Here is a 24,109-nt window from a genome sequence, read left to right as displayed (position 1 = left end):
TAATATTGTGAAAATTCCCAATAATGGTATTAGGAATCGCAAAAGTAATTAATCCTCATCAATTTTACATAAGGACCAACAAACTAAACAAAAATATCACACCATGTTTTAAATAAAACTCTTTGTCATAAAAAAAACGAACAATATTTAAATTGCCCGTTTCTTTATAACTTAATGAGTATTTATATATGCATATATAGATTTATAAAGATTGTTTTAAATTGAAAACACAAATTAAGAAACCACTTTTTGTTCCTTCTCAAAAATCTCCCAATCTTTCTCAAATTTCTCTACAACAGAATCTGTAAATTGATAATGATGAAGCATCTCTGATTGAGGCTCTAAAACTGCTTCTACTTCATCTACCCAATCTTCTTCTACCACAGCTACAATTGCTGAACTACCCGGTTTTAAAGATTTTTTTATATCAACTAATAAATCATTTGGTATTTTTAGAGCATCACTATTTACCCAACCAGCTAAAGCACCTACTCCTAATCCTGCTGCTACAGAACCAGCAAATACTTCTGCAGCAAATAAGGCTGCTCCGTAAATTGCCCCTACAGGACCAATTAACATTCCTACAAGACCTCCTACTACTGCTCCCCAAAAAGCATCTCTACCTTCTGTATCATGTACAGTAGTTTTTCCAGATTCTGACTTACTTACAACTGTGTAAGCCTTTAAATCTAATTCATCTTTCTTTTCCTTTTTAGAAAGAAGATTGAATTCGTGGTCTGCAGTTTTCTCATTTTGATAGATTGCGACAATTAGTTTTTTGTAAGATTTCATTTTGGTAAAGTTAAAAGTTAGATGATATGTATTATTTACACTTACAACTTCGTTAACTTTTACCACTTTTTAGATGACCGTCGTCACCTAATTTACTTCTTTTATCATTGTAATTCCTTGGTTATCAACCACTCTATCTACAACCTCCCATGTTGTTTTTAAAATTGCATCATTCAATTCAACAATCATTTCTTCGTTAAAAGGAGCAGGAAGAATTACATTTTGTTCTTTTGGATAAACAGGTAAAACTGCTTCACTCTCATTATGTATCCTATCTAAAGCAGAAATTAAATATGTATACTTTTCTAGATCTAGAGACCTTTCATCAATATAAGAAGATGCATTTCCGGGAACAATACAGAGTATTTCTCTTGGATCATCAATATTAGGTAGTTTCCCCCCCGTAGTAGAATATATAACATAGCTTGTAGCTAAATCTCCATCTTCTGCAACTAATGCATTTTGCCATTTCAATTCAATACCCGTTTCTCCTACTGCTATTGATGGTTTTTCTGGAGGATTAGGATTTGTACCATCAATCCAAGGCATTAAAGGTAATAAGGCTGGTACATTATAAATATTTTTCAAAGAATCTGCCATTCCACCCTGATTATACAAAAGTGATGTCGAATTATAGAATACACTCCCATGAATATTTTCTGATGATCTAGTATGATATAATTGTGAGGGCATTTCAGCGTTATCTCTCCAACCTTTTTCTAAACTTGTTTGTACTCTATATGTTGCATGACCCGCATAAAGATGTCTGCCAAATGAGTTGTTAGACCACCATGTAATTAACTCTTTAAAAGGAATATTTCTATGTTTAGTACTTTGATAAGCCTGAGGTGCTACGTAATCAATCCATCCATTTTGTAACCATAAACGAACATCTGCATATAAATGATCATATGATGTATAGCCCGATCTAGTAGGTGAGCCATTTTGATCGTCTCTTTCATTTCTCCATACCCCATAAGGGCTTACTCCAAATTTCAGAGAGGGTCTTTTTTCAATAATTAACGCATGAATATCTTCTATGAATGTATTGACATTTGCTCTTCTCCAATCGCGAATACTTTCATTACCAACTCTGTATTTTCTATAAGTTGCTCTATCTGCTTTTATTTCACCATGGTCTGGATAAGGATAGAAGTAATCATCAAAATGTAGAGCATCTATATCATAATTCGAAATTATTTCTTCAATTACAGATTCAATATATTTTCTTGCTTCTGGAATACCAGGGTTTAGAATAGCTAAATTATGGTATTTCAATATCCATTCTGGATGCCTCTTATACACATGGTCTGATGATACTTTAACAGATTGAATATTTGTAACTGCTCTAAAAGGATTTACCCAAGCATGAAACTCCATTCCTCTTTTATGCGTTTCGGAAATCATAAAAGCAAGTGGATCATAAAAAGGTTTAGGTGCCTCTCCCATTTTACCTGATAAAGAAGAACTCCAAGGCTCTATATTACTAGGGTAAATAACATCAGCACTAGAACGTACTTGTACAATTACTGCATTTATACCCCGCTTTTGATGAAAATCTAATAACGAGATAAAATCTTCCTTCTGCTGGTCTGCAGAATCTTTTTCACTATAAGGCCAATCGATTGCATTTAAAGTTGCAACCCATACACCTCTAAATTCCCTCTTTTGAACTGAAGTTTCTTGTGAAAAACACAATGTAGATGCTGTTAAAAAAATAATATTAAAAAAAAATTGCCTCATCTGTAATGATTGTTGTAGTTGGAAGTAGAGGGATAGAAAGTTTTTAATAAATTTGCTCTATTGACAAAAATAGTAACATGCAGCAAAAGTTGAACACAAATCTAAAATTAATCTATATTTTTTTATTTTTATCTATTGGATTTCAAAGTTGTGAATTCTTTGGGCTTGACAAAGAATTAGATAACCTAACTATTCAAGATTTAGAATTAGAATCTATAAGTAAATTCCCTTACCTTACCCCGCAAGGAGAATGGCATGATCCTGAAAGTATTGTATATTCTAATACAAGAGATAGTGTTTTTAATAAACTCTTCCTTGATTATAAAGAAACAAAAAATGCAAACTTTCAGAGACTAACGCTTTCTATTGATTTCCCATCAGATTCTTCTTTACTCTCTTTAGATTCCGTGGAAGTTTTTATTGAAAACGCAAAAGCTGAAAAATATAAAATCGGCTATTTATACGATATCCCTGATAATACTACAGATAAAAGTTTAGATCTCACTATTCAGAATAACGAATCTGTAGTAGGAAATATTTTAAAAGACTCAGTTGTATATTTTAAGCCTAGATTTCATTTTAGAATAACCGTAAGAAGTGATTCCATGAAATTTAAGGTTCTAGGTGGTTATTCAATCACTGGACAATAATTACTAAAGATAATCTGCAAAGGTTATCTTTTTATATTTAGATTAAACCAACCTCAATTATTATAAATAATGAATAAATCAATATCTTTATTAAGCCTTTCCATATTTTTCTTTACTAACCTTTTACTAGCTCAAAACAATCAAAGTGTTTTAACCTTTGATGAAATTATGAGTGGAGAAACCTACATTGGACATTCACCTCATAGTCCTTTTTGGGCAAAAGACAGCAAGACAATTTATTTCTATTGGAATAAAGAAAACAAAGCCTATGATGATCTCTTCAAGGTAGATGTTAAATCTAAGAAATATGAAAAAGTTTCTACAGAAGAACAAAAATCTCTACCTATTGCAAATGGAGATTGGAATAAAAACCATACTAAAAAATTATATATTAAAGCTGGGAACCTATTTATTTACGACTTTAAAAAAGGGGTACAAAAGCAGATAACTAACACTCTTGATAAAAAATCAAACGCTTTCTTTTTAGACAATGAGAATAGCATAAGTTATACATCAAATGGCAATGTGTTTATTATGCAGCTAAATGATGGAGTAACAACACAAGTTTCTAATTTTACTTCAGGTACTAAAAAAGGTGAACCTAAACTGACACCACAAAATCAATTTTTACATGATCAACAATTAGAATTATTCGAAATCGTTAGAAAAAGAGAAGATAGATCTGAAGAAAAAAAGGAACATTCTGAAAGTTTAGAAATTAGCCAACCTTCTAAAATCTATTTAGGAAAAAAATACCTTTGGAAAGCTCAACTTAGTTACGATACAAAACATATTGTATATTCATTAGGAAAAAAAGCTGGAAACTACGCTACGGAAATGCCTGTTTGGGTAGAAGGAACTGGCTATGTGAAGATGCAAAATGCCCGACCTAAAGTAGGAAGTCCTGAAGACACTTATACCAATTATATTTTTGATATTAATGGTGATTCTACAATCGAAATTGATCTTACTACTTTGGATGGTATCTACGACACTCCTAAATATTATGAAGAATACCCAGCATTAGAAAAAGGGAAATCAGATAAAATGAGAGATGTAGTGATGCACTCTCCTACTTTTTCTAAAGGTACTAATTATGCAATTGCTGATGTTAGAGCCTATGACAATAAAGACAGATGGATCATTTTAATAAATCTTTTAGACGGTTCTGTTACTCAAATTGACAGACAACATGATGATGCTTGGATTGGTGGACCTGGTATTAGTGGTTGGAATTTCTGGATTCCAAAACTAAAATGGATTGACAGTGATACTTTTTGGTATCAATCTGAAAATGATGGCTATTCTCATATTTATACATACACTGTAAGTAATAACAAAAAAAGGCAATTAACTAAAGGAGATTTTGAAGTACATGGAGTCAAGTTATCTAACGATGGCAAATCTTTTTATGTAACAGCAAATAAGGAGCATCCTGGAAGTATGCAATTGTATAAACTAGATATTGCCTCTGCACAACTTACTAAAATCACTTCTAAAGAAGGTAATCATGAAACATTACTATCTCCAGATGAGAAATATATTGTTGATAGATATTCATTTAGTAACAAACCTTGGGAACTGTATCTTCAACAAAATAAACCAAATGTAACTCCTATTCAGTTAACTTCTTCTACTACTAAAGCTTTTGATGAATACGAATGGAGAAGTCCTGAAGTTGTAACATTTAAAGCAGAAGATAATAAAGATGTACATGCTAGATTATACAAACCTACTGCAGAAAAAGATCTTCATAAGGCTGTAATATTTGTACATGGTGCTGGATACTTACAAAATGCACACAAATGGTGGAGTGTTTATTATAGAGAGTACATGTTTCATAATATGTTAGTTGACAATGGCTACACTGTTTTAGATATTGACTTTAGAGCTTCTGAAGGGTATGGTAGCGAATGGAGAACTGCCATTTATAGAAACATGGGAGGAAAAGATCTCTCTGACCAAGTAGATGGAGCAAAATTTTTAATAGAGCAACATGGTGTAGATGCTAAAAAAATTGGCATCTATGGTGGGTCTTATGGTGGCTTCATCACAATGATGGCAATGTTTAAAGAAGGAGATACTTTCCAAGCAGGCGCTGCTATACGCTCCGTTACAGATTGGGCTCATTATAACCATCCTTATACATCAAATATATTAAACACTCCTGCTTTAGACCCAATAGCTTATAAAAGAAGTTCTCCTATTTACCTTGCAGAAGGTTTAAAAGGAAACTTACTAATTCTGCATGGCATGGTTGATGATAATGTTCAATTTTCTGATGTTGTCCGTTTATCACAACGGTTAATTGAACTCAAAAAAGAAAATTGGAATATGGCAATATATCCAATAGAACCACACGGATTTAAAGAAACAAGTAGTTGGATAGATGAATACAAAAGGATATTCAATCTTTTCCAATCAAAACTTTAATTAAAAACAGCTACCACGTAAAAATGGTAGCTGTTTTGCTATAAATTATTTCTTAGTATTATTCTAATTTACCACATCTAAACTAACGATAACTTTTAAATTAAAGGTATCATTTAATACAAAGAGTAGTTATTTTTAGTAGATTAGATAATAATTACTACATTTTACAAGTTCTTATAATATCACAAAATGGAATCTACAGAAATACACAAATTAGATTGCAGTAACCTAAACTGCCCAATGCCGATTGTTAGAATCGCTAAGAAATTTAGAGATATCAATATAGGTGAACAAGTAGAAATCGTTGCTACAGACCCGGCTTTTAAAGCAGACGTTGAAGCTTGGGTTAGAAAAACTTCACAGAAATTAATCTCATTTACTGAAGAAGGAAAATCAAAAATTGCTGTTCTAGAAAAAATAAAATAACACCTATTATCTTGCTACTATGGAATTCAACGACCCAAATTTAAAAGAATATATTGATCAGTTAGTTGATGAAAAACTTACTGAAAAAACAAAGGAGTTTAGTGCCCAATTTGAGGCTATTCAAAATACACTCACAACTTTAAAAACAGCACAGCAACCTAATGAAAAAGTTACGATGCTCGTTACAAGTTTTGAGTTAGACAAGATTATGCCTGCATTTATTATTGCTAATGGAGCTGCAAGTTTTGGGATGGATGTCACTATATTTTTTACTTTATGGGGAATTAATGCTTTAAAAGATAAAAGTGTTTATTCTGGTAAAACCATTAAGGAAAAATTAATTACGATGATGTTACCAAATACTCCACAGACAACAACTATTTCTAGGTTGAATATGCTTGGTGTTGGTACAGAAATGATGAAGATGATGATGAAAGAAAATAACATCGAAACATTACCAGATCTAATTGATTTATCTGTAGACATGGGTGCAAAATTAATTGCCTGCCAAATGACTATGGGCATGATGGGAATTACAACTGAAGAAATAAGAAAAGATGTTGAGTTTGGAGGTGTAGCTACTTACATTGAAGAAGCTTCTGACGCTACTATTACATTAACGTTCTAAGATCTACGTATGAAGATTGTTGCATTACAAAAAAAGATTAAAGAACTCGAAGCTTTAATTTCAGAAAAAGATAAACAAATTAAAGAATTAAAGGAAAGTGAAGTCGCACTTGCTGATGCTAATGTGCGTATTGCTGAACTCTTTATGAATTTAGAAGATGCACAAGAAAGTATAATTGATCAAAAAAATGAGATTCAAATTCAGAATGAAGAACTTTCTGAAAACCTGGAGGAGTTAACTTTAATCAATGAGCAGCTTAGCATTGCTCAAACATTAAACGAAAACCTTCATAAACATAAAATCCAATCAGAAGTAATTAAAAGAGCACATGAAAAAGTATTAAGTAGTATTCATTATGCTCAAAACATTCAAAAAAGTATCTTTCCCTCCTCTAAAACTTTAAGGGAAAATTTCCCTAATTATTTTAAAATTTTCTACCCTAAGGATCTTGTTGGAGGCGATTTCTATTGGTCTACTAAAATTAATAACAAAAAAATATTAGTAGTTGCAGATTGTACTGGTCATGGTGTACCCGGGGCATTTATGACATTAATTGCTATTACTTTATTAGAGCGTTTTGTTTGTGTTCAGAAAATTACGGATCCAAAAGAAATCAATAGGAATATTGATAAGGCAATAATTAAACTCTTAAAACAAGAGAAAGAAAGTAGTAATAGAGACAGTATTGACCTTACAATACTTGTTGAAGACGACAAAGAAAACACCATCACAATCTCTAGTGCAAAACGCCCTTATTTAAAGGTTAACAATAACGAGGTAAGTCAAATAAAAGGAGACAGAAACCCTGTTGGTGACACTACCGTAGCTATGAAAAAATTCACAAACCATACCTACGATAAAATAGCTGGAGATCGATATTATTTGTTCTCAGATGGAATTACTGATCAATTTGGAGGACCTGAAGATAAAAAATTGGGTTCTAAAAATTTAATTAAATTTCTATCATCAATTCAAGAAAAGCCCTTTGTTCAACAACAAAGTGATTTAGAAGAGTTCTTAAATAAATGGATGAAAGATCAACAACAAATTGATGATATCGTATTTTTTGGTTTAGAATTATCATAAAAAAAAGCAGATTCACCTAAAATGAATCTACTTTTTAATTAAATGCAGTTCTTTACAAATTGGTTATAAACCAAATCTATAATTAACGCCAGTCATTAAGAATTTACTGTAATTAGAAACACCATATTCCCCTCTTATCATCCAACGGTCATTCAATTCATAGTTTCCTCCAAATTGGAATGTCCATTTCTGAATTAAATCTTTTTGGATGTAATAAGCAATTGGAATTTCACCTACAGAACTATATCCTTTACCTTCTAATCTATCAGCAATTCTCTGCTCCACTTGGTCCATAATCTTTTTTTGTGGTCCAGATAACCCATCATACCAATTAGTATAGCTTTCTTCTAAACCTGGTAACGCCTCTCCTAAAGTTATTCTCCCTGAATTTCCTGTGTGATTTATAAAGTTTCTATACATTGCTCCAATATAGAATGCTAGCTTCGTTTTATTCTTAAACTGAAATCTTCTACCCAATCTATAAGAAGAGGTAACTACACCAACATTTTGATCCAAAAGGGCACTCTTTGAAGATGAGATATTAATATCTGCACTTATAAAGTATTTTTGAATAGCATAATGTAAAGTCATACCACCTCCAAAAGTGACAGCATCAAATTCAACTTTAGAACCAAATTCAGGAAGTGTAGTTCCTCCAAAAGTAGGTTGTAAACTCACTTCAGTACCTCCTTTATTTAGCGAGAACAGACCGTATACATTCATAAATGGCAATACAAATAAATCTGCTCTAAGATTTGTACCATTTGTAAATGCTCTCGTTTTTTTAAATCCTAATGTCTCTTCGTTCAAGATATCATCCATAGGAATACCTCCAATACTCATATTAAATTCTGAGATATCAAGATACATTTCGTTAAATATATAACTTACGCTAATACCTGCTGGCTTTGGAAACTCAATTCCTCTATCCATTACTTTCTGACCCCATATTGGAAATCTATAAGGATATTTCTCTTTGATTACTTTAGTCGAATCTTCTTGTGCAAAAAGACTAGACAAAGTACAAAATGTTATTAGTAATAGTGATAAAACAGTTTTCATGAAGATAGAATATTGTTGTTTGTAAGAGCTTGTTAAAAAAAGAATAAAAATGACCTGTAGTCTGGTCTAAAAAATTATCTACACAAAGCTAACATTTTATTAACAAGTATAAATTTTTAACACAAAAAAAAGTTACTTTAAATTAGTATTCAAAGTAACCTTTTCAATAGGATCAAATGTGGTTATCTATAATTTCACTAATACTCTACCACTCAATTGTCCTTTAATAATTGTATCAATTTTTGCCTTTAAGCCATCTAAGCTCACTTCTTCAGTAATCTCATCTAAGGTACTTGGCAACCAATCTTTTGCTATATTTTCCCAAACAACAATACGTTCTGCTCTAGGAAAATTCTGAGAATCTATTCCAATTAATGAAACTCCTCTTAAAATAAATGGAAAAACATTTAATGGTAAATCAAAAGAAGATGCATTACCACAACATGTAACAACGCCTAGAGGATTAGTACTTTTAATTGCTGTAGCAAGGAATTCGCCGCCAACAGTATCTATTACTCCAGCAAATCTAGGTTTTAAAAGTGGTCTTTGGTTACCTTCTAAAAATTCATCTCTTGATAGCACTTCTACAGCACCAATACTTTTTAAATACGCTACTTTATCTGCCTTACCTGTTACGGTTACTACAGAATAGCCTAACTTATTTAATATTGCAATTGCAATACTACCAACACCACCTGTAGCACCTGTCACTAAAATGTTTCCATCTTCAGGAGCTACTTTATCTACTAATTTATAAACAGACATTGCAGCTGTTAATCCTGCAGTACCCATTTTCATACTATCTTTTAAAGAAATGCCAGCTGGTTTAGGAATAACCCAACCTGAAGGCACCTGAATATATTCAGAAAAACCTCCCCAAGTATTCATACCAAGGTCATAACTTGTTACAATTACTTCATCACCTTCTTTAAAATCAGAGGTATTACTAGACACTACTACACCTGCTGCATCAATACCTGGTGTATGAGGATAATTTTTAGTTACACCTGGCTTACCTAATGCAGAAAGTGCATCTTTATAATTTAATGATGAATACGCTACTTTAACTAATACATCTCCTTCTGGAAGATCTGAAATATTTTTATTTTGGATAGATGAAGAGTATTCTTTCTCTCCTACTTTTTCCGTTACAAAAGCCTTAAAAGTTGTCATAAATCACTTTATTTTATTGATTAACAACGTGAAATTAGTAGCATTTGCATAAAAAAAAAGTGACAAAAGGCCACCTTTAAGTATGTTCACGAAAATATCCAAAGCATTAATTGAATGGTTTAATTTAAAACCATTGTTTAACTAACTTTCTTAGGAAAATCAAAAAATAATTCCTTCCCATTCTTTAAGTTAGACCAATCATCAGCATCAGAAAATTCCAATCCTACCATTCCTGAAGTAGGAATATTATCTAGATAATCTGCCAAAAAATAATTTCTTAAATCAGTAATTGCAGGATTATGAAAAACAAGCATTACTGTATCAAGTTGATTATCTAAATTTCTTACAGATTCTAAAACATCTTCAAAAAGCGCATTATAAAAGTCTTTTTCAAAATGTAACTTTTTACTTAAAACTTCAGCTACTTTTTCTGCTGTAATTTTAGTTCGCTTAGCAGGAGAACTAATAATTAATTCCGGCATCATCTTCCGATCAAATAATCGGTCAGACATCGTGATAATATCTCTTTGCCCTCTTGCATTAAGTGGCCTATCAAAATCAGAAAGTAATGGATTAGTCCATGATGACTTCCCGTGACGCATTAAAATTAACCTCTTCAATTTTTCTTAGTCTTATTTTTATCCTAAATTACTATTGAAATTCATATAAGAAAATTTGATAAACCTATATTTGCTAATTATTCTTAAAAAAGTCACTATTTTGCACTTTATAAGGTTTTATTAAGCCCCATTACAAATGCGAAGATCATTCTATCTGATTATAAATAAATATTTAAGCACTCTATTACTTTTTATATTAATTTACTTTTATAGCTTTAATAGTTTTGGACAAATTGAAGCACCTAAATATGTAAATGAATATTTAGCAATAGGTGTTGGCGCCAGAGCATTGGCAATGGGTAATTCTCAAACGGAACTTGTAGATGATGCCACTGCAGGCTATTGGAACCCTGCCGGTTTATTAAATATAAAAGACAGGTATACTGCATCTCTTATGCACGCAGAGTATTTTGCTGGTATTGCAAATTATGACTTTGCGGGTTTTGCAACAAAAATAGACGAGCAATCTGCATTAGGGTTTTCTGCAATACGATTTGGTGTAGATGATATCCCAGATACAAGATATCTATTTGACCCTGATGGATCATTAAATTGGGATAATGTAAAAAGCTTTTCTGCTTCTGATTATGCATTTATTTTCTCCTATGCAAGAATGTTTCCTAACCTTCCTAATCTTCAGTTTGGAGCCAATGCAAAAATTATTTACAGAAATGCTGGACAATTTGCAAATGCATGGGGTTTTGGTTTAGACATTGGTGCACAGTGGCAAAAAGGAACATGGAAAGTTGGTGTAACCGCAAAAGATATTACGGGAACGTATAATATATGGACCTACAACCCTGCTACTTTTTATGATGTTTTTGCTGCTACTGGTAATACTATTCCAGATAATTCTGTGGAAGTTGCCACACCAAGATTAATTGTTGGGGGTGCCAAAAGTTTTCCAATTTGGAAAAATAGCCATCTAGAAGATGCTGACGAACTTATTGGAGTACTCGTATCATTAGGAGCAGACATTACTTTTGATGGTAAGAGAAATACAGTAATTAAAAGTGAATTATTAAGTGTGGATCCTCATGCTGGAGTTGAATTTCATTACAAACAGATGATCTTTTTAAGAGGTGGTATATCTCAGCTTCAATATATTACAGAGTTTAATGGTTCTAAAACTTTAGAATTCTTACCAAGTTTTGGAGCTGGCTTTGCTTTTAAAGGATTTACAATTGATTATGCACTTACTAATATTGGAGATGTATCAACAGCTTCTTTATACTCACATATTTTTAGTTTAAAGGCTAATTTTGGCCGAACATTTAAACGTGCCACTTCAACACCAAAAAGTGATAAATACTATTAATTCTTGCGATACAACACAAATAGCCTACATTTAAACAATAAATTTTTATACTTATTTGATTATCCGATAATTATTGAGTAAAATGTCAATAATACTAAATTTATGGCTATTACTTTTTAATGAACACACTCTACTTCTTTAAACTATTTACACTACTTTTCCTAGTAACATTCTGTTCAACAAACAGCTGTTGTTTTTCACAAATTACAGATTACCCTACAACTTCCGTTACTACACATCTTAATAAAAAAGATGATAAGTACCGTATGCTCTTTACTGTTAATAATGTTTTGCAAAAAGACAAAAACAATAAAGACGCATTATTTACAAGAGGTAAGTTAAAATGTGACATGGGGGCCTATAAGAGTGCACAATCTGATTTCACAAAAGCATTACACTTAGACCACAAGAAAAAAATAGATATTTTCTACCATAGAGGTATTTCTTATTATTTAGAGAAAGATTTTTTAAATGCGATTGCAGATTTTGATAGTGTAATTCACCTCCAACCCAAACATATAGACGCTCTTTGGAGAAAAGCGCAATGCTACTATTATATTGGTGCAAATGCTTTAACAATAGATGCTTTAGACGAAATAACTGTTGCCAACCCAGAAAGCCCTATAACATGGCACGACATGGGTACTCTTTATTATAAAAACCACAACTTTAATAAAGCAAAAGACTGTTTTACAAAAGCGCTAATTTTAGCTCCACACATGTCTGTTTGCTACAATCATAGAGGGATTGTTTACGAAGCCATGAAAAATTATTCAATGGCTTTTGATGATTTTAATAGAGCTATATTCTATGATAGTACCTATGCTGACGCATATAACAATAGAGGCTTAATTTATCTAAATTACGAAGACTATCAACAAGCAGAACAAGATTTTACTAGTTCTATTGAGCATGACCAATTTGAACCGAAAGAAGCTTTAAACAACAGGGCTGTAACACGATACATACTAGGAGATTACGACGGAAGTATGACGGATATAAATAGGTTATTAGATCACTACCCTTACTTTGCTAAAGCATATATTACAAGAGGAAATATCAAAGAAAGAAAACATGATGATAATGGTGCTTGTTCGGATTGGAATAAAGCAGCAGAATTAGGTGATCTACAAGGTGAAGAATACACTCAAAAAACTTGTCAATAATTAACCTCTATCACAATGAAAAAAATTATTTACAGTTTAATAATTCTTATTATATCTACACATTCTTTTGCACAAGAAATAGTACCAGATACTATTACAAGTACAGAAAGCTCTTTTGCTATTATTGATGATAACATGGTTTTTGTAAGAGAGCTTGTCCGCTTAGGAGACAGTCTCTTTTATGAACTAGATCAACCCGATGAAGCTTTTAAGTACTATATGGGTGCCTACGACTTTATTAGTGAAGAAGGAAGCATTAATATTAAAATTGGACAATGTTTTTTGGCTTCGGTAACAGAACAAAAAGCTGATGCTGTATTCTACCTCGAAAAAGCGTTACAATTAAATGAAACTATTTCTAGCGATCTTTTTTATGACTTAGGAAGGGCTTATCAATTTGATGAGAAATGGAATGAAGCAATCAAGTACTACCATAAAAGTTACAATGCATTAGACTCTTCTAAATATGAAGTCATTGATAAAAAGATAAAAGAATGCCAGTATGCAAGAACATTTTATGACTTTCCAAATGAGCATATCATTATAAAGAACCTAGGTCCAGAAGTCAACTCAAAATATTCTGATTTTTGCCCTTTAGTAGATGCTGTAGAAGATGACCTTTATTTTACAAGTAGGCGTCATGAGTTTAGAACAGACAATCCAGATATCTTAACACACCTTACGGAAAACATCTATCACTCTCATAGAAGTGATTACGTAAATTGGGCTACACCCTACCCTATTCCAATGAATACGGATGATCATTCAGCAACAGTTTCTATTTCTATGGATGGGTCTGAAATGATAATTTATAGAGATGGTGATTTATTGTTATCTATAAAAGAAGATACTTCTTGGAGTAAACCAAAAAAATTACCTTCACAGATAAATACTACACTGTCAGTAGAAACCTCTGCTTGTTTAAATTACACAATGGATACGCTTTATTTTGTAAGTAACAGAGAAGACCTTTCTATAGGCGGTTTAGATGTTATGATGTCTATTAAAGATAAAAATGGAAAATGGGGCGAGGCTACTTCTCTTGGAGAAACAATCAACACAGCTCATGATGAAGAAGGTGTTGCTCTTTCAAGAGATGGGAATACATTATATTTTAGTTCAAGAGGACATAATTCTATGGGTGGGTACGATGTTTTTAAATCAACTAGAGATTTTCAAGGAAATTGGAGTACTCCAGAAAATTTAGGAACACCTATAAATTCACCATATGATGATGTATACTTCATGATTAGAGCAAATGGAAGACATGCTTATTATTCATCTGCAAGAAAAGGTGGTTATGGCGAAAAAGATATTTATAGAATTAGTATTCTAGATAGTGAAAAAGAACTTTCGACTGCTAAGAAAGATATAGCATTTATACTTTTAGATAAAGATTCTATAAATATGTTACATACACCTCAACATACAGATCATCTTAAAGATATGAGAAAGGTAACTGTTAGTGCAACAGCAGATTTATTAAGGTCTATTTATCAGTTTTCTGTACTTTCTAAGGCTGATTCTGTTAATCATATAGAATAAAACGAATTATTTTAAACTTAAAAGTAGCTCATATTGTTGAAGTTGTTATTTTTGCAACTTCAAATTTATAAACTATGATTTACATAAACAGACGCGAGTTCTTCAATGCAGCTCACAAGTTGTATAATCCGAAATGGACAAAAGAACAAAATGAAGATTTTTTTGGTCCTTGTGCAAATGAGAATTGGCATGGTCATAACTTCGAAATGTTGGTTACAGTGAAGGGACTTCCTGATCCTGACACAGGATATGTAATGAATATGAAGGACTTGGGTAAAATCATGAATGAATTCATCATAGATAAAGTTGACCATAAAAACTTAAATCTAGATGTTGACTTCTTAAAGGATAAAATGACAAGCTGCGAAACTTTGGCAATTGAATTCTGGAAAATTCTTGCTCCAAAAGTAAAAGAGTTTGCACCTAATGCTGATTTACATTGTATTGAATTACACGAAACTAGAAAAAATTTCGTGCAGTACTACGGAGAATAATTCAGAAATTAGTACGATATTTTAGAAAGGATGCTTTTAATAGGCATCCTTTTTTTATTTTTGTTCTAGTACACAACAACTTTTTAATCAAATTACCTTTTAAAAGATGAAATACTATTTAATAGCAGGAGAAAAATCAGGAGATTTACATGCTTCAAATTTAATGAAGGAGATTCTTGTAAAGGATCCTGATGCTGAATTTCGTTTTTGGGGTGGAGAAGAAATGCAAAAAGTTGGCGGAACGATGATTCATCATTATGCAGACATCTCCTTCATGGGGTTCCTTGAAGTAGCAAAAAACTTAGTTCCTATTTACCGTTACTTAAATGAGTGTAAGAAAGATATCTTATGCTGGAAACCTGATGTTGTTATTTTGGTTGATTTTTCTGGGTTTAACCTCAAAATTGCAAAATATGTAAAACCTAGAGGAACAAAAGTTTTCTATTACATATCACCTAAAGTTTGGGCTTGGAACCAGAACAGAGCCAAAAGAATTAGAAAAGTAGTGGATAGAATGTTCGTAATCATGCACTTTGAGAAGGCATTCTATAAAAAGTTTGATTATGATGTAGATTATGTGGGTAATCCTTTGTTTGATGCTATTAAACAGTTTACTCCTTCTCCATCATTCTTTACAGACAACAATATTAACCCTGATAAAAAGATTATTGCCATATTACCTGGTAGTAGGTTTCAGGAAGTAAGCGCTATCATGAATACAATGCTTACTATTATTCCTAAATACAGTAATGAATATCAGTTTATAATTGCAGGTGTTGAGAACTTACCCGCAAATTTATACGATGAAGCCAAAGCACTTGGTGTAAAAGTTATCTTCAATCAAACTTATGATTTACTTACTCATGCTACATCTGCAGTAGTTACATCTGGTACGGCAACATTAGAAACAGCTTTATTTGATGTACCTCAAGTAGTCTGTTATAGAACTAGTACGGTAACTTACAGTATTGTTAAAGCTTTAATTAAAGTGAAGTTTATCTCGTTAGTAAATCTAATTGCAGATAAAGAAGTAGTAAAAGAACTTATTCAGAAAGACTTTACTACAGAAAGATTAGAAGAAGAATTGGAGTATACTTTAACTACTAAAAGAGAAAAAATACTTTCTGATTATGCAGAAATGAAAGCAAAAATAGATACTGAGGGCACTTCCAAAAAAGCTGCAAACCTTATGTACAAATACCTTACAGAAGGAGTACCTGAACAGAAGTTCTAATACTATAAATGAGATAAAAAAAAGAGTGAAGATTAATTAAAGTCTTCACTCTTTTTTTTATTTTTTTAGATCCATTTCTAAATCGGCCCTGCCTTTTAATTTATACTTTGAAGGTATTTTAAATGGCATTTTCTGTGCTTCTTCTTCAAGTTGAATTCTAGAAAAAATAATATCTACAGTTGTTGCTTCTTGTAAATTATCGGCTGTCCCCGTGCCTATTTTAACTACTGAATGATAAGGTGCAATTTGAGATGATGCTTCATTCACAGCCTTAAAATCCATATAATCTATAATAGCAATCTTCTTTTCCTTACGTAGAGATACCGCTATTTTTTCTAGCTTTTGAGATGTTCTACTAATTAATGCAATAGACTCAATACCTTTCCCTTTTAACGTTAGTAAAAAGTTATCGTCATCCATTTTTAATTTACCATCTTCAAAAGTAGAAGGTAAATCACCTGTAAAAATAGACTGTAATAAATCGTAGTCAATTCGTGTCCCTAAAAGTAATTCGACATCGTCATAACTTAATGCATAAGCTTCTTTTTCCATTTTCATTAATGCAAAAACACTATCTTTTGTAGCAAGCACTCTCAACCCTTCAATCTTTGCTACACGCATAGACATCCACATTTTTGTATCTTTTTCAATTCGAGTATCTACAGAAAGTTTCATGTCTTTTGCAGGAGAATCGAATTCTAATTTCCCTTTTGTAGAGAGGTATTTGTAATTTAAATTGTGGATATCTAAAGAAGAGCTTTTATTAGAATCCGTAGTAGTAACTGTTTTAGGCTGACATCCTACTAAGAATAATATAGTAAGAGTAGAAATAAAATGGATTGTGCTATTGAACTTTCTCATTCAAGTAAAATAAGGTATCTGTATACAATAAAGTCATTAAAAAAGGCAATCGCTTTACACGATCGCCTTTAAATATAAGTATTTTCTCTTTAGAGTTTTGCTAATGCATCTTCCAATACTTTGATTTTACTTTCCGCATCAGCCATTTTCTGACGTTCTTTTGCAACAACTGCTTCAGGAGCATTTGCTACAAAACGTTCGTTAGATAATTTCTTTTCTACAGAAGCAATAAAACCTTTAGTATATTCTAACTCCTTAGACATTTTTTCTTTTTCTGCTTCAACATCAATTTGATCAGCTACATCTATAAAACAAGTATCTGATTTGTATACAAATTGAGTTGCTCCTTCTACTTCAGCATCAACCATAGTTAACGACTCAAGGTTAGCAAGTTTAGTAATTATACCACCAAAACGATCGTATACCGTTGTATCTTTTGTCATTACAGACATAGGAAGAGGTACTTTAGGACCAATTTGCTTTTGGTTTCTTACATTTCTTACTTGAGAGATAACATCAAATGCAGCAGCTGCTTGTTCTAATAAAGTAACATCAAAAGGTTGTACTGTAGGATATTCTGCTACAACACATGCTTCACCTTCTTTTCTGTCTCCGATTACATGCCAAATTTCTTCTGTTAAGAATGGCATAAATGGATGAAGAAGTTTTATGATCTTCTCAAAGAAACCAATCGTTGCATCTAAAGTAGCTTTATCTATTGGAGAACCATATTCTGGCTTGATCATTTCTAAATACCAAGAACAGAAATCGTCCCAAACCAACTTATAGATAGACATTAATGCATCTGATAATCTGTACTTATCACAGTTAGCATCAACCTCTTCTAAAACAGCATTAAAACGAGACTCGAACCAATCGATAGCTATTTTATTCGCTTCCGGCTGTGGAGCATCTGTTACTTCTAATCCTTTTACTAAACGTAAAGCATTCCATATTTTGTTGGCAAAATTACGTCCTTGCTCACATAACTTCTCATCAAATAATAAGTCGTTACCTGCAGCAGCAGAAAGTAATAAACCTACACGAACACCATCTGCACCATAGATTTTCATTAAATCTAAAGGATCTGGAGAGTTACCCAATGATTTAGACATTTTACGTCCTTCACCATCTCTAACAATACCAGTTAAGTATACATTCTTAAATGGTAATTCGCCTTTCCACTCATAACCAGCAATGATCATACGTGCTACCCAGAAGAATAAAATATCTGGACCCGTTACTAAATCGTCTGTTGGATAGTAATAGTTGATTTCCTCATTCTCTGGGTTTGTAATACCATCGAATACAGAAATTGGCCATAACCAAGAAGAGAACCAAGTATCTAATACATCTTCATCTTGTATCAATTGATCAAGAGATGTAATAGATGGATCTTTTTCTTGTGCTAATGCTAATGCTTCTTCAGAAGTTTCTGCAACTACATATTCACCATTTGGAAGGTAGAAAGCAGGAATTTGTTGTCCCCACCATAACTGACGAGAAATACACCAATCCTTTACATTCTCCATCCAATGACGGTAAGTATTCTTAAATTTAGCAGGGTGTAATTGAATGTTGTCATTCATTACATTATCCAATGCAGGCTTAGAGATTTCTTTCATAGAAACAAACCACTGTGTAGAAATTCTTGGTTCGATTACCGCACCAGTTCTTTCAGACGTACCTACTTTATTTACAAGTTCTTCTACCTTAACAAGGTTTCCTGAAGCTTCTAAGTCTTTAATAATTTCCTTACGAACGACAAAACGATCTTTACCATCGTATTTTGCACCAGCTTTAGCGTTAATAGTACCATCTTCTTCGATAATATCAATAACTTCTAAGTTGTGCTTTAAGCCTAATTCGTAATCATTAATATCGTGAGCTGGAGTTACTTTTAAACAGCCAGTACCAAATTCAATATCTACGTAATCATCACCAAATACAGGGATTTCTCTATCTGTTGTTGGTACAATTACTTTCTTACCAATTAGATCCTTGAAACGCTCATCGTTAGGATTTACACAAATACCAGCATCTGCAGGAATAGTTTCTGGACGAGTTGTAGCAATAGTTACAAACTCTCCTTCTTTACCTACAATTGGGTATTTAACGTAATATAATTTTGAGTTAACTTCTTTGTGGATTACCTCTTCATCAGAAAGAGCAGTCTTACCTGCAGGATCCCAGTTTACCATACGAGCACCTCTGTACACCCAACCTTTCTTATAAAGATCTACGAAAACTTTAATTACAGCTTTCGACATGTCCTCGTCCATTGTGAACTTAGTACGGTCCCAATCGCAAGAAGCACCTAATTTCTGTAACTGATCTAGAATAATACCACCATATTTTTCTTTCCATTCCCACGCGTAGCCCATGAACTCATCACGTGTAATGTCTTTTTTGGCAATATTTTTCTCTTCTTTTAGCATTTTTACCACTTTCGCTTCTGTAGCGATAGAGGCATGATCGGTACCTGGTACCCAACAAGCTTCAAATCCTCTCATACGTGCACGACGAACCAATACATCTTGAATTGTATTGTTCAACATGTGTCCCATATGAAGTACACCAGTTACGTTTGGCGGTGGAATGACGACGGTAAATGGCTTCTTATTAGGGTTTGGCTCCGAGTGGAAGTATTTATTTTCTAACCAGAATTGATACCATTTGTCCTCTATATTTTGAGGATTGTACTTAGACGCAAGTTCCATGCTTTTAATTTTACAGAAAAAATAATTTATAATAAATGTCCTCTTTCAAGGCCCATAAATTCTTTACGAACGGCAAATTTAATCAAAAAGAATTTTAGATGATGAAGAATTAAGAATTAATAATTGAATATGAATCAGAAATCAAACAGAATGCGTTTATCAAAAGGTAATTCATGATGAAAACGACATGAATTACATTACAAAATCAGGTTTCATTATAAATTTTAGCACTCCTTTTTTATGCTTATCTAAACATCACATTTCCTTTTCGCGCATTAACTTATGTTATAAAACAGCTTTTATTGTAACCGAGTACTTAGAAAAAACGAATACACTATTAACACTCAAAATAATTTACTCATGAAAAACTTAACCTATCATCAAAGAGTACGCTTATAAGTTGCCTTCGCTGCCAAGATTAGGATAAAAGGAATTGCTCATTTAGTAAAAGTATCAACGACTACCATTTATAGAGAACTAAAACGAAATAGTATGCCTAATGGGAAATACGTGGCAGAGTATGCCCAAAAATTAGCCATCGCAAGAAAAAAGTTAGCAAGCAGTACCGAAAAGAGAAGTTTTATATTCCATTATAAAAGAATAAAATATACGTTATATGCTGACCGAACTAAAATTTATTGGTTAAGTGATGCCAACAGGGATAAATACATTTTCAGTCCATACTATAAAATGAGACGATTAGGACCAAAGAAAATTTACAACTTGTATTATGGGTTTATTATGTTCCATTATATGGACAATGGACCTTTGTACCAATTTCTATACGCACATCTAAGATGGAAAAGGAAAGTTCGACAAGAGCGTAGGCTACAAAAAGAAGTCATTCAAAATTCATTTTATTCTATCCCTCCCAAAGCTACAATCAATTTTATTGATAAGAAGGCTGCCTAATGTTTACCTACTAAAAACACTTCTAAAATAGATTAATTATTACCACTAAAAAATTATTCTTCTGTACTTTTTTACTTCTTGTTACACATCTTAACCGATTAACGGTTATTTTTTTGCAAAAAATTTGATGAAATTAGTAAGTGATGCGTTTGCTCACGAAATAATTTCATCTTGAAAATAGGGTTTATGAAATTCGACGCTGTCTACCTCCACTGTTCGTTTTACTAATTAGCATTACTCAAGATCATCTGTATAGGTTCATTTTTTTATGGTCTTTCAATTGAACTACTTTTTCTTGGGTAGGTAAGGTGAAGGAAGTTATAAAAAAGAAGAGGAAGATTTACTTTGGAAGTTCTTCAATATGGTTCGATAAAATTACAACCTACACAATGTTAATAAGCTGTAACAATATTTGCACATAGGTGAAAATGGATTGTCTATATAGTGAAATATCCAAAAAAAATTATGAAAAAAGTATTTGTATTAGCTTCTCTCCTATCAATATTTATTTCTTGTAATAAAGAAAAGGACGAAGTAGTTCCAAAAGAAAAAGTAGAGGTTGTAAAAAAAGAGGACAGCCTAAGCAAAAAGGCTGAAACAAATGATTCAACTGATAATGAAAAAAACTCTTCTGATACAAATAAAAGTAACAATACAAAAGGGGATGCTAACAGTTCAAATACAGGAAAGAATACAACTACAAAAATAACTAAGAAACCTACTTCTGGTAATTCTTCAAAAGTAACGAAAAATTCATCTTCGTCTTCTAGTAGTTCATCTTCAACTAATGGGTCTTTTGTAAATACAGGAGGAGCTAAAAATGATGCTAATACACAAGCTAATTTAGTTTTAAGATCATATAACTCTTCTATGCATGGTGCTGTTGTTGAAATTAAAAGTGTAAAGAAATGGTCACAAACAGAAATTGATCACTTACAAGAATTAGCAGATTCTTATGATATTAAATATATGGAGAGACTTGATAAAGAACTTGAAAGTCTTAATAGAACATTTCAATCACAAGAACGTGTTTTAAAAGAATTGGATAAGAACCTAAAAAGACATGAGTCATACCTTGAAAGAGAGTATAAGAAAATAAGTTTAAAAGATGAAGCATTAGAAAAGCTGGAGTTAGAAAACGCTAACCTAGATCCTTCTGCCTCAAATTATTCAACTGAAAAAGGTAGGATTATGAATGAAATCGCTATCCTTGAAATGGCTATTCATAATATTGAAGTAAGAATTAAATTTGGCTTAATGAAGAAATATCAAGAAGTTGAAAAAAAATTCTTAGATCAACAGGATAAAATGTACTTTGGTATTAATCAAGATCTTAGAAATAAGAAAAAAGAACTTCAAGACTTAAAAGATCAGCAAACTGCTTTCAAAGCATTATTTAAAAATGGTGAACAAGTAGCTAAAGATCTTTTAAAAAGAAGAAATGCACAAAGATATGTTCAATATGTAGATGAGTCTAAAAAAGCATATGAAGATAACCCTATAAAAGGCACTTTCAAAAATGGAGATTTATTGGTAGAAATCTACTAATATTACTTTTCAAGTTTAATTAAAATGGAGATCGTCATATACAAATGAAGGTCTCCATTTTTTATAGCTAATATCTTAAGTGTTAAGTGCTTGATTTAAGTTTATAACTTGGATTAAACAAAGGCAGAAAAACTACTATTACTATAACAAAACAAGTTACGTCTTCACAGTAATCCTGATACAATTAACTCTGATTCACCTCCTTAATATTAGCATAAGTAATCTCTAATAATTTTTTTCTTGCTTCTTTACTAGCCCATGCAACATGAGGAGATAATAAAATTTTTCCAGGAACATCAATAGATAATAGAGGGTTATTTTCTTGTATAGGTTCTACTGCAAAAACATCAACTGCTGCTCCTGCTATTTCATTCGTGTTAAGTGCATTTGCTAAATCACTTTCATTTACTATTCCTCCTCTACCAGTATTAATCAATATGCTTGATGTAGGCATTAATTTAAACTCTTCTTCCCCAACAAAATTAGCAGTTTTATCATTCAACGGAGAGTGAATTGAGATAATATCCGAAGTAGAGAAAAGTTCTTCTTTATCTACCAATTTATATTTTTCATTTCTTGAAATACCAGATGTAGAATAATAAATAACCTCTGCTCCAAAAGCAGTGGCAATTTCGGCTACTCTAGTTCCTATATTACCTAAACCTATTATTCCAAAACGTTTTCCGGCAATTTCTGAAAAGCTATTTCCAATCCAAGTAAAGGATGTTCCTTCAGAGTATTGACCTGATTTTACACGTGAATCATAAGTATGTATTCCATTCATTAAAGAAAGTAGCATAGCAAACGTTTGTTGAGCAACACTTTCTGAGGAGTAATTCACTGCATTTTTAACAACAATCTCAAGCTCTTTTGCAGCAGTTAGATCTACATTATTTGTACCTGTGGCAGTTACTACAATTAATTTTAATTGTGAGCAAGATGCCATAATCTCTTTAGTTATCACTACCTTATTAGTAACTATAATTTCTGCATTTTTCACCTTATCGGTAATCTCATTTGCAGTAGTAGAATCATAGTAAATAACGTCTCCTAAATTTTTAAAACGCTGTAGCTCTTCATGTACATCATTTCCAAGAGTATTTGTATCTAAAAAAACTATTTTTGGCATCATATATTTATTTTGATCATGTAAATTGCAGTGAAATTAATACTAATCACCTAAAAAAACGACCATGAAAGTTACTAGCTGGAGAAAATTTCCCCAATTGTGGAAAGAAATTATCATTTTAAGTATTAAGTCTCAAGAAACCGAAACAGATTCGCATAAAATTTTATCATTATTAGCAAAAGAGAAAGATGCTAAAATAGTATACAAACAACTTTTTAACGAAGACCTAACGTTAAACGATTGGCCTGATTTTACTTTCTTTAATAGACTAATAGTTTTGCAAAAAATCTATGCTGCTAACTTACCATTAGAAGAAATAGATCCAATAATGTATTTTCCATTAATTAAAGAAATACATTTAGAGAATACTAAAGTTGCAGAACTAGATGCATTAATGTTAACAGCTAGTCTTGAAAACGTTTACCTGAATGACTCTGAAGTAGATGATTTATCTCCAATTTTTGAGGCTCCTTTAAAAATATTGAATATTAAAGGGCTATCTATCGAACAAAGTCAAGTTGATACAGTTCTATTAAGACATCCAAACTGTGAGATAATTACAGAATAAT

Annotated in this window: 21 protein-coding genes; 13 read left to right on the top strand and 8 right to left on the bottom strand. The window is 32.0% G+C overall.

All coding sequences use genetic code 11. The features are described 5' to 3' along the window. Nucleotides 1–234 precede the first annotated feature (234 nt). Both KM029_RS00590 and KM029_RS00585 read right to left on the bottom strand, forming a co-directional pair. The gene (locus KM029_RS00590) at nt 235–792 is read right to left on the bottom strand and encodes a DUF1269 domain-containing protein (RefSeq protein ID WP_144074862.1); all 558 of its coding nucleotides are present in this window, start codon (nt 790–792) and stop codon (nt 235–237) included. An 87-nt stretch (nt 793–879) separates the two neighbouring features. Further along, on the bottom strand, nt 880–2,535 hold the full coding sequence (locus KM029_RS00585; RefSeq protein WP_144074861.1) for a family 10 glycosylhydrolase: 1,656 nt from the start codon (nt 2,533–2,535) through the stop codon (nt 880–882). 77 nt (nt 2,536–2,612) lie between these two features. Here KM029_RS00585 and KM029_RS00580 point away from each other — a divergent pair, with 77 nt between their 5' ends. The 5 genes from KM029_RS00580 (at nt 2,613) to KM029_RS00560 (ending at nt 7,758) form a co-directional block, all read left to right on the top strand. Continuing rightward, a complete protein-coding gene (locus tag KM029_RS00580; protein WP_144074860.1) occupies nt 2,613–3,185 on the top strand; it encodes a hypothetical protein in 573 nt (190 codons plus the stop codon). Nucleotides 3,186–3,254: 69 nt separating this feature from the next. Further along, nucleotides 3,255–5,618: a S9 family peptidase gene (locus KM029_RS00575; protein ID WP_144074859.1), complete on the top strand. Its 2,364-nt coding sequence runs from the start codon at nt 3,255–3,257 to the stop codon at nt 5,616–5,618. A gap of 189 nt (nt 5,619–5,807) precedes the next feature. Next, nucleotides 5,808–6,044 carry a sulfurtransferase TusA family protein gene (locus KM029_RS00570; RefSeq protein ID WP_144074858.1) on the top strand — a complete coding sequence of 79 codons (237 nt, stop codon included), beginning with the start codon at nt 5,808–5,810 and terminating at the stop codon, nt 6,042–6,044. Nucleotides 6,045–6,063: 19 nt separating this feature from the next. Beyond that, a complete protein-coding gene (locus KM029_RS00565; protein ID WP_144074857.1) occupies nt 6,064–6,672 on the top strand; it encodes a DsrE/DsrF/DrsH-like family protein in 609 nt (202 codons plus the stop codon). Between the two features lie 9 nt (nt 6,673–6,681). Continuing rightward, on the top strand, nt 6,682–7,758 hold the full coding sequence (locus KM029_RS00560) for a PP2C family protein-serine/threonine phosphatase (protein WP_144074856.1): 1,077 nt from the start codon (nt 6,682–6,684) through the stop codon (nt 7,756–7,758). Nucleotides 7,759–7,821: 63 nt separating this feature from the next. Here the strand turns inward: KM029_RS00560 and KM029_RS00555 are convergent, their stop codons facing one another. The 3 genes from KM029_RS00555 to KM029_RS00545 all read right to left on the bottom strand — a co-directional run bounded on the left by KM029_RS00555 (nt 7,822) and on the right by KM029_RS00545 (nt 10,613). Continuing rightward, nucleotides 7,822–8,820, bottom strand: coding sequence for a hypothetical protein (locus tag KM029_RS00555; protein ID WP_184679484.1), 999 nt, complete (start codon nt 8,818–8,820; stop codon nt 7,822–7,824). Nucleotides 8,821–9,006: 186 nt separating this feature from the next. Further along, complete coding sequence (locus KM029_RS00550; protein WP_144074854.1) at nt 9,007–9,993, bottom strand: YhdH/YhfP family quinone oxidoreductase; 987 nt, start codon at nt 9,991–9,993, stop codon at nt 9,007–9,009. 137 nt (nt 9,994–10,130) lie between these two features. Continuing rightward, on the bottom strand, nt 10,131–10,613 hold the full coding sequence (locus KM029_RS00545) for a SixA phosphatase family protein (protein ID WP_158631114.1): 483 nt from the start codon (nt 10,611–10,613) through the stop codon (nt 10,131–10,133). 136 nt (nt 10,614–10,749) lie between these two features. On the opposite strand from KM029_RS00545, the gene KM029_RS00540 reads away from it, so the two are divergent. The 5 genes from KM029_RS00540 to lpxB all read left to right on the top strand — a co-directional run bounded on the left by KM029_RS00540 (nt 10,750) and on the right by lpxB (nt 16,370). After that, complete coding sequence (locus KM029_RS00540) at nt 10,750–11,931, top strand: putative type IX sorting system protein PorV2 (protein WP_144074852.1); 1,182 nt, start codon at nt 10,750–10,752, stop codon at nt 11,929–11,931. 119 nt (nt 11,932–12,050) lie between these two features. Then, nucleotides 12,051–13,097, top strand: a complete 1,047-nt coding sequence (locus KM029_RS00535) for a tetratricopeptide repeat protein (protein ID WP_144074851.1) — start codon at nt 12,051–12,053, stop codon at nt 13,095–13,097. 15 nt (nt 13,098–13,112) lie between these two features. After that, the gene (locus KM029_RS00530; RefSeq protein ID WP_144074850.1) at nt 13,113–14,642 is read left to right on the top strand and encodes a tetratricopeptide repeat protein; all 1,530 of its coding nucleotides are present in this window, start codon (nt 13,113–13,115) and stop codon (nt 14,640–14,642) included. Nucleotides 14,643–14,716: 74 nt separating this feature from the next. Beyond that, on the top strand, nt 14,717–15,136 hold the full coding sequence (locus KM029_RS00525; protein WP_126614180.1) for a 6-pyruvoyl trahydropterin synthase family protein: 420 nt from the start codon (nt 14,717–14,719) through the stop codon (nt 15,134–15,136). A 106-nt stretch (nt 15,137–15,242) separates the two neighbouring features. Beyond that, entirely contained in the window at nt 15,243–16,370 is a 1,128-nt protein-coding gene (gene lpxB / locus KM029_RS00520; protein WP_144074849.1) for a lipid-A-disaccharide synthase, read from the top strand. A 57-nt stretch (nt 16,371–16,427) separates the two neighbouring features. Here lpxB and KM029_RS00515 read toward each other — a convergent pair whose 3' ends face one another. Both KM029_RS00515 and KM029_RS00510 read right to left on the bottom strand, forming a co-directional pair. After that, nucleotides 16,428–17,231, bottom strand: coding sequence for a DUF4292 domain-containing protein (locus tag KM029_RS00515; protein WP_144074848.1), 804 nt, complete (start codon nt 17,229–17,231; stop codon nt 16,428–16,430). An 89-nt stretch (nt 17,232–17,320) separates the two neighbouring features. After that, complete coding sequence (locus tag KM029_RS00510) at nt 17,321–19,951, bottom strand: valine--tRNA ligase (RefSeq protein WP_144074847.1); 2,631 nt, start codon at nt 19,949–19,951, stop codon at nt 17,321–17,323. A gap of 492 nt (nt 19,952–20,443) precedes the next feature. On the opposite strand from KM029_RS00510, the gene KM029_RS00505 reads away from it, so the two are divergent. Further along, a complete protein-coding gene (locus KM029_RS00505) occupies nt 20,444–20,863 on the top strand; it encodes a hypothetical protein (RefSeq protein ID WP_144074846.1) in 420 nt (139 codons plus the stop codon). A gap of 465 nt (nt 20,864–21,328) precedes the next feature. Next, nucleotides 21,329–22,411: a hypothetical protein gene (locus KM029_RS00500; RefSeq protein ID WP_144074845.1), complete on the top strand. Its 1,083-nt coding sequence runs from the start codon at nt 21,329–21,331 to the stop codon at nt 22,409–22,411. Between the two features lie 184 nt (nt 22,412–22,595). On the opposite strand, the gene KM029_RS00495 is transcribed toward KM029_RS00500, so the two are convergent. Further along, nucleotides 22,596–23,543 carry a D-2-hydroxyacid dehydrogenase gene (locus KM029_RS00495; RefSeq protein ID WP_240050319.1) on the bottom strand — a complete coding sequence of 316 codons (948 nt, stop codon included), beginning with the start codon at nt 23,541–23,543 and terminating at the stop codon, nt 22,596–22,598. A gap of 61 nt (nt 23,544–23,604) precedes the next feature. Between KM029_RS00495 and KM029_RS00490 the strand changes: the two genes are divergently transcribed. Further along, the gene (locus KM029_RS00490; protein ID WP_144074844.1) at nt 23,605–24,108 is read left to right on the top strand and encodes a hypothetical protein; all 504 of its coding nucleotides are present in this window, start codon (nt 23,605–23,607) and stop codon (nt 24,106–24,108) included. The last annotated feature ends 1 nt before the right edge of the window (nt 24,109 follow it).

The organism is Flammeovirga kamogawensis, from assembly GCF_018736065.1.
Taxonomy (GTDB): domain Bacteria; phylum Bacteroidota; class Bacteroidia; order Cytophagales; family Flammeovirgaceae; genus Flammeovirga; species Flammeovirga kamogawensis.
This window is presented reverse-complemented; position numbering and strand designations above follow the sequence as displayed.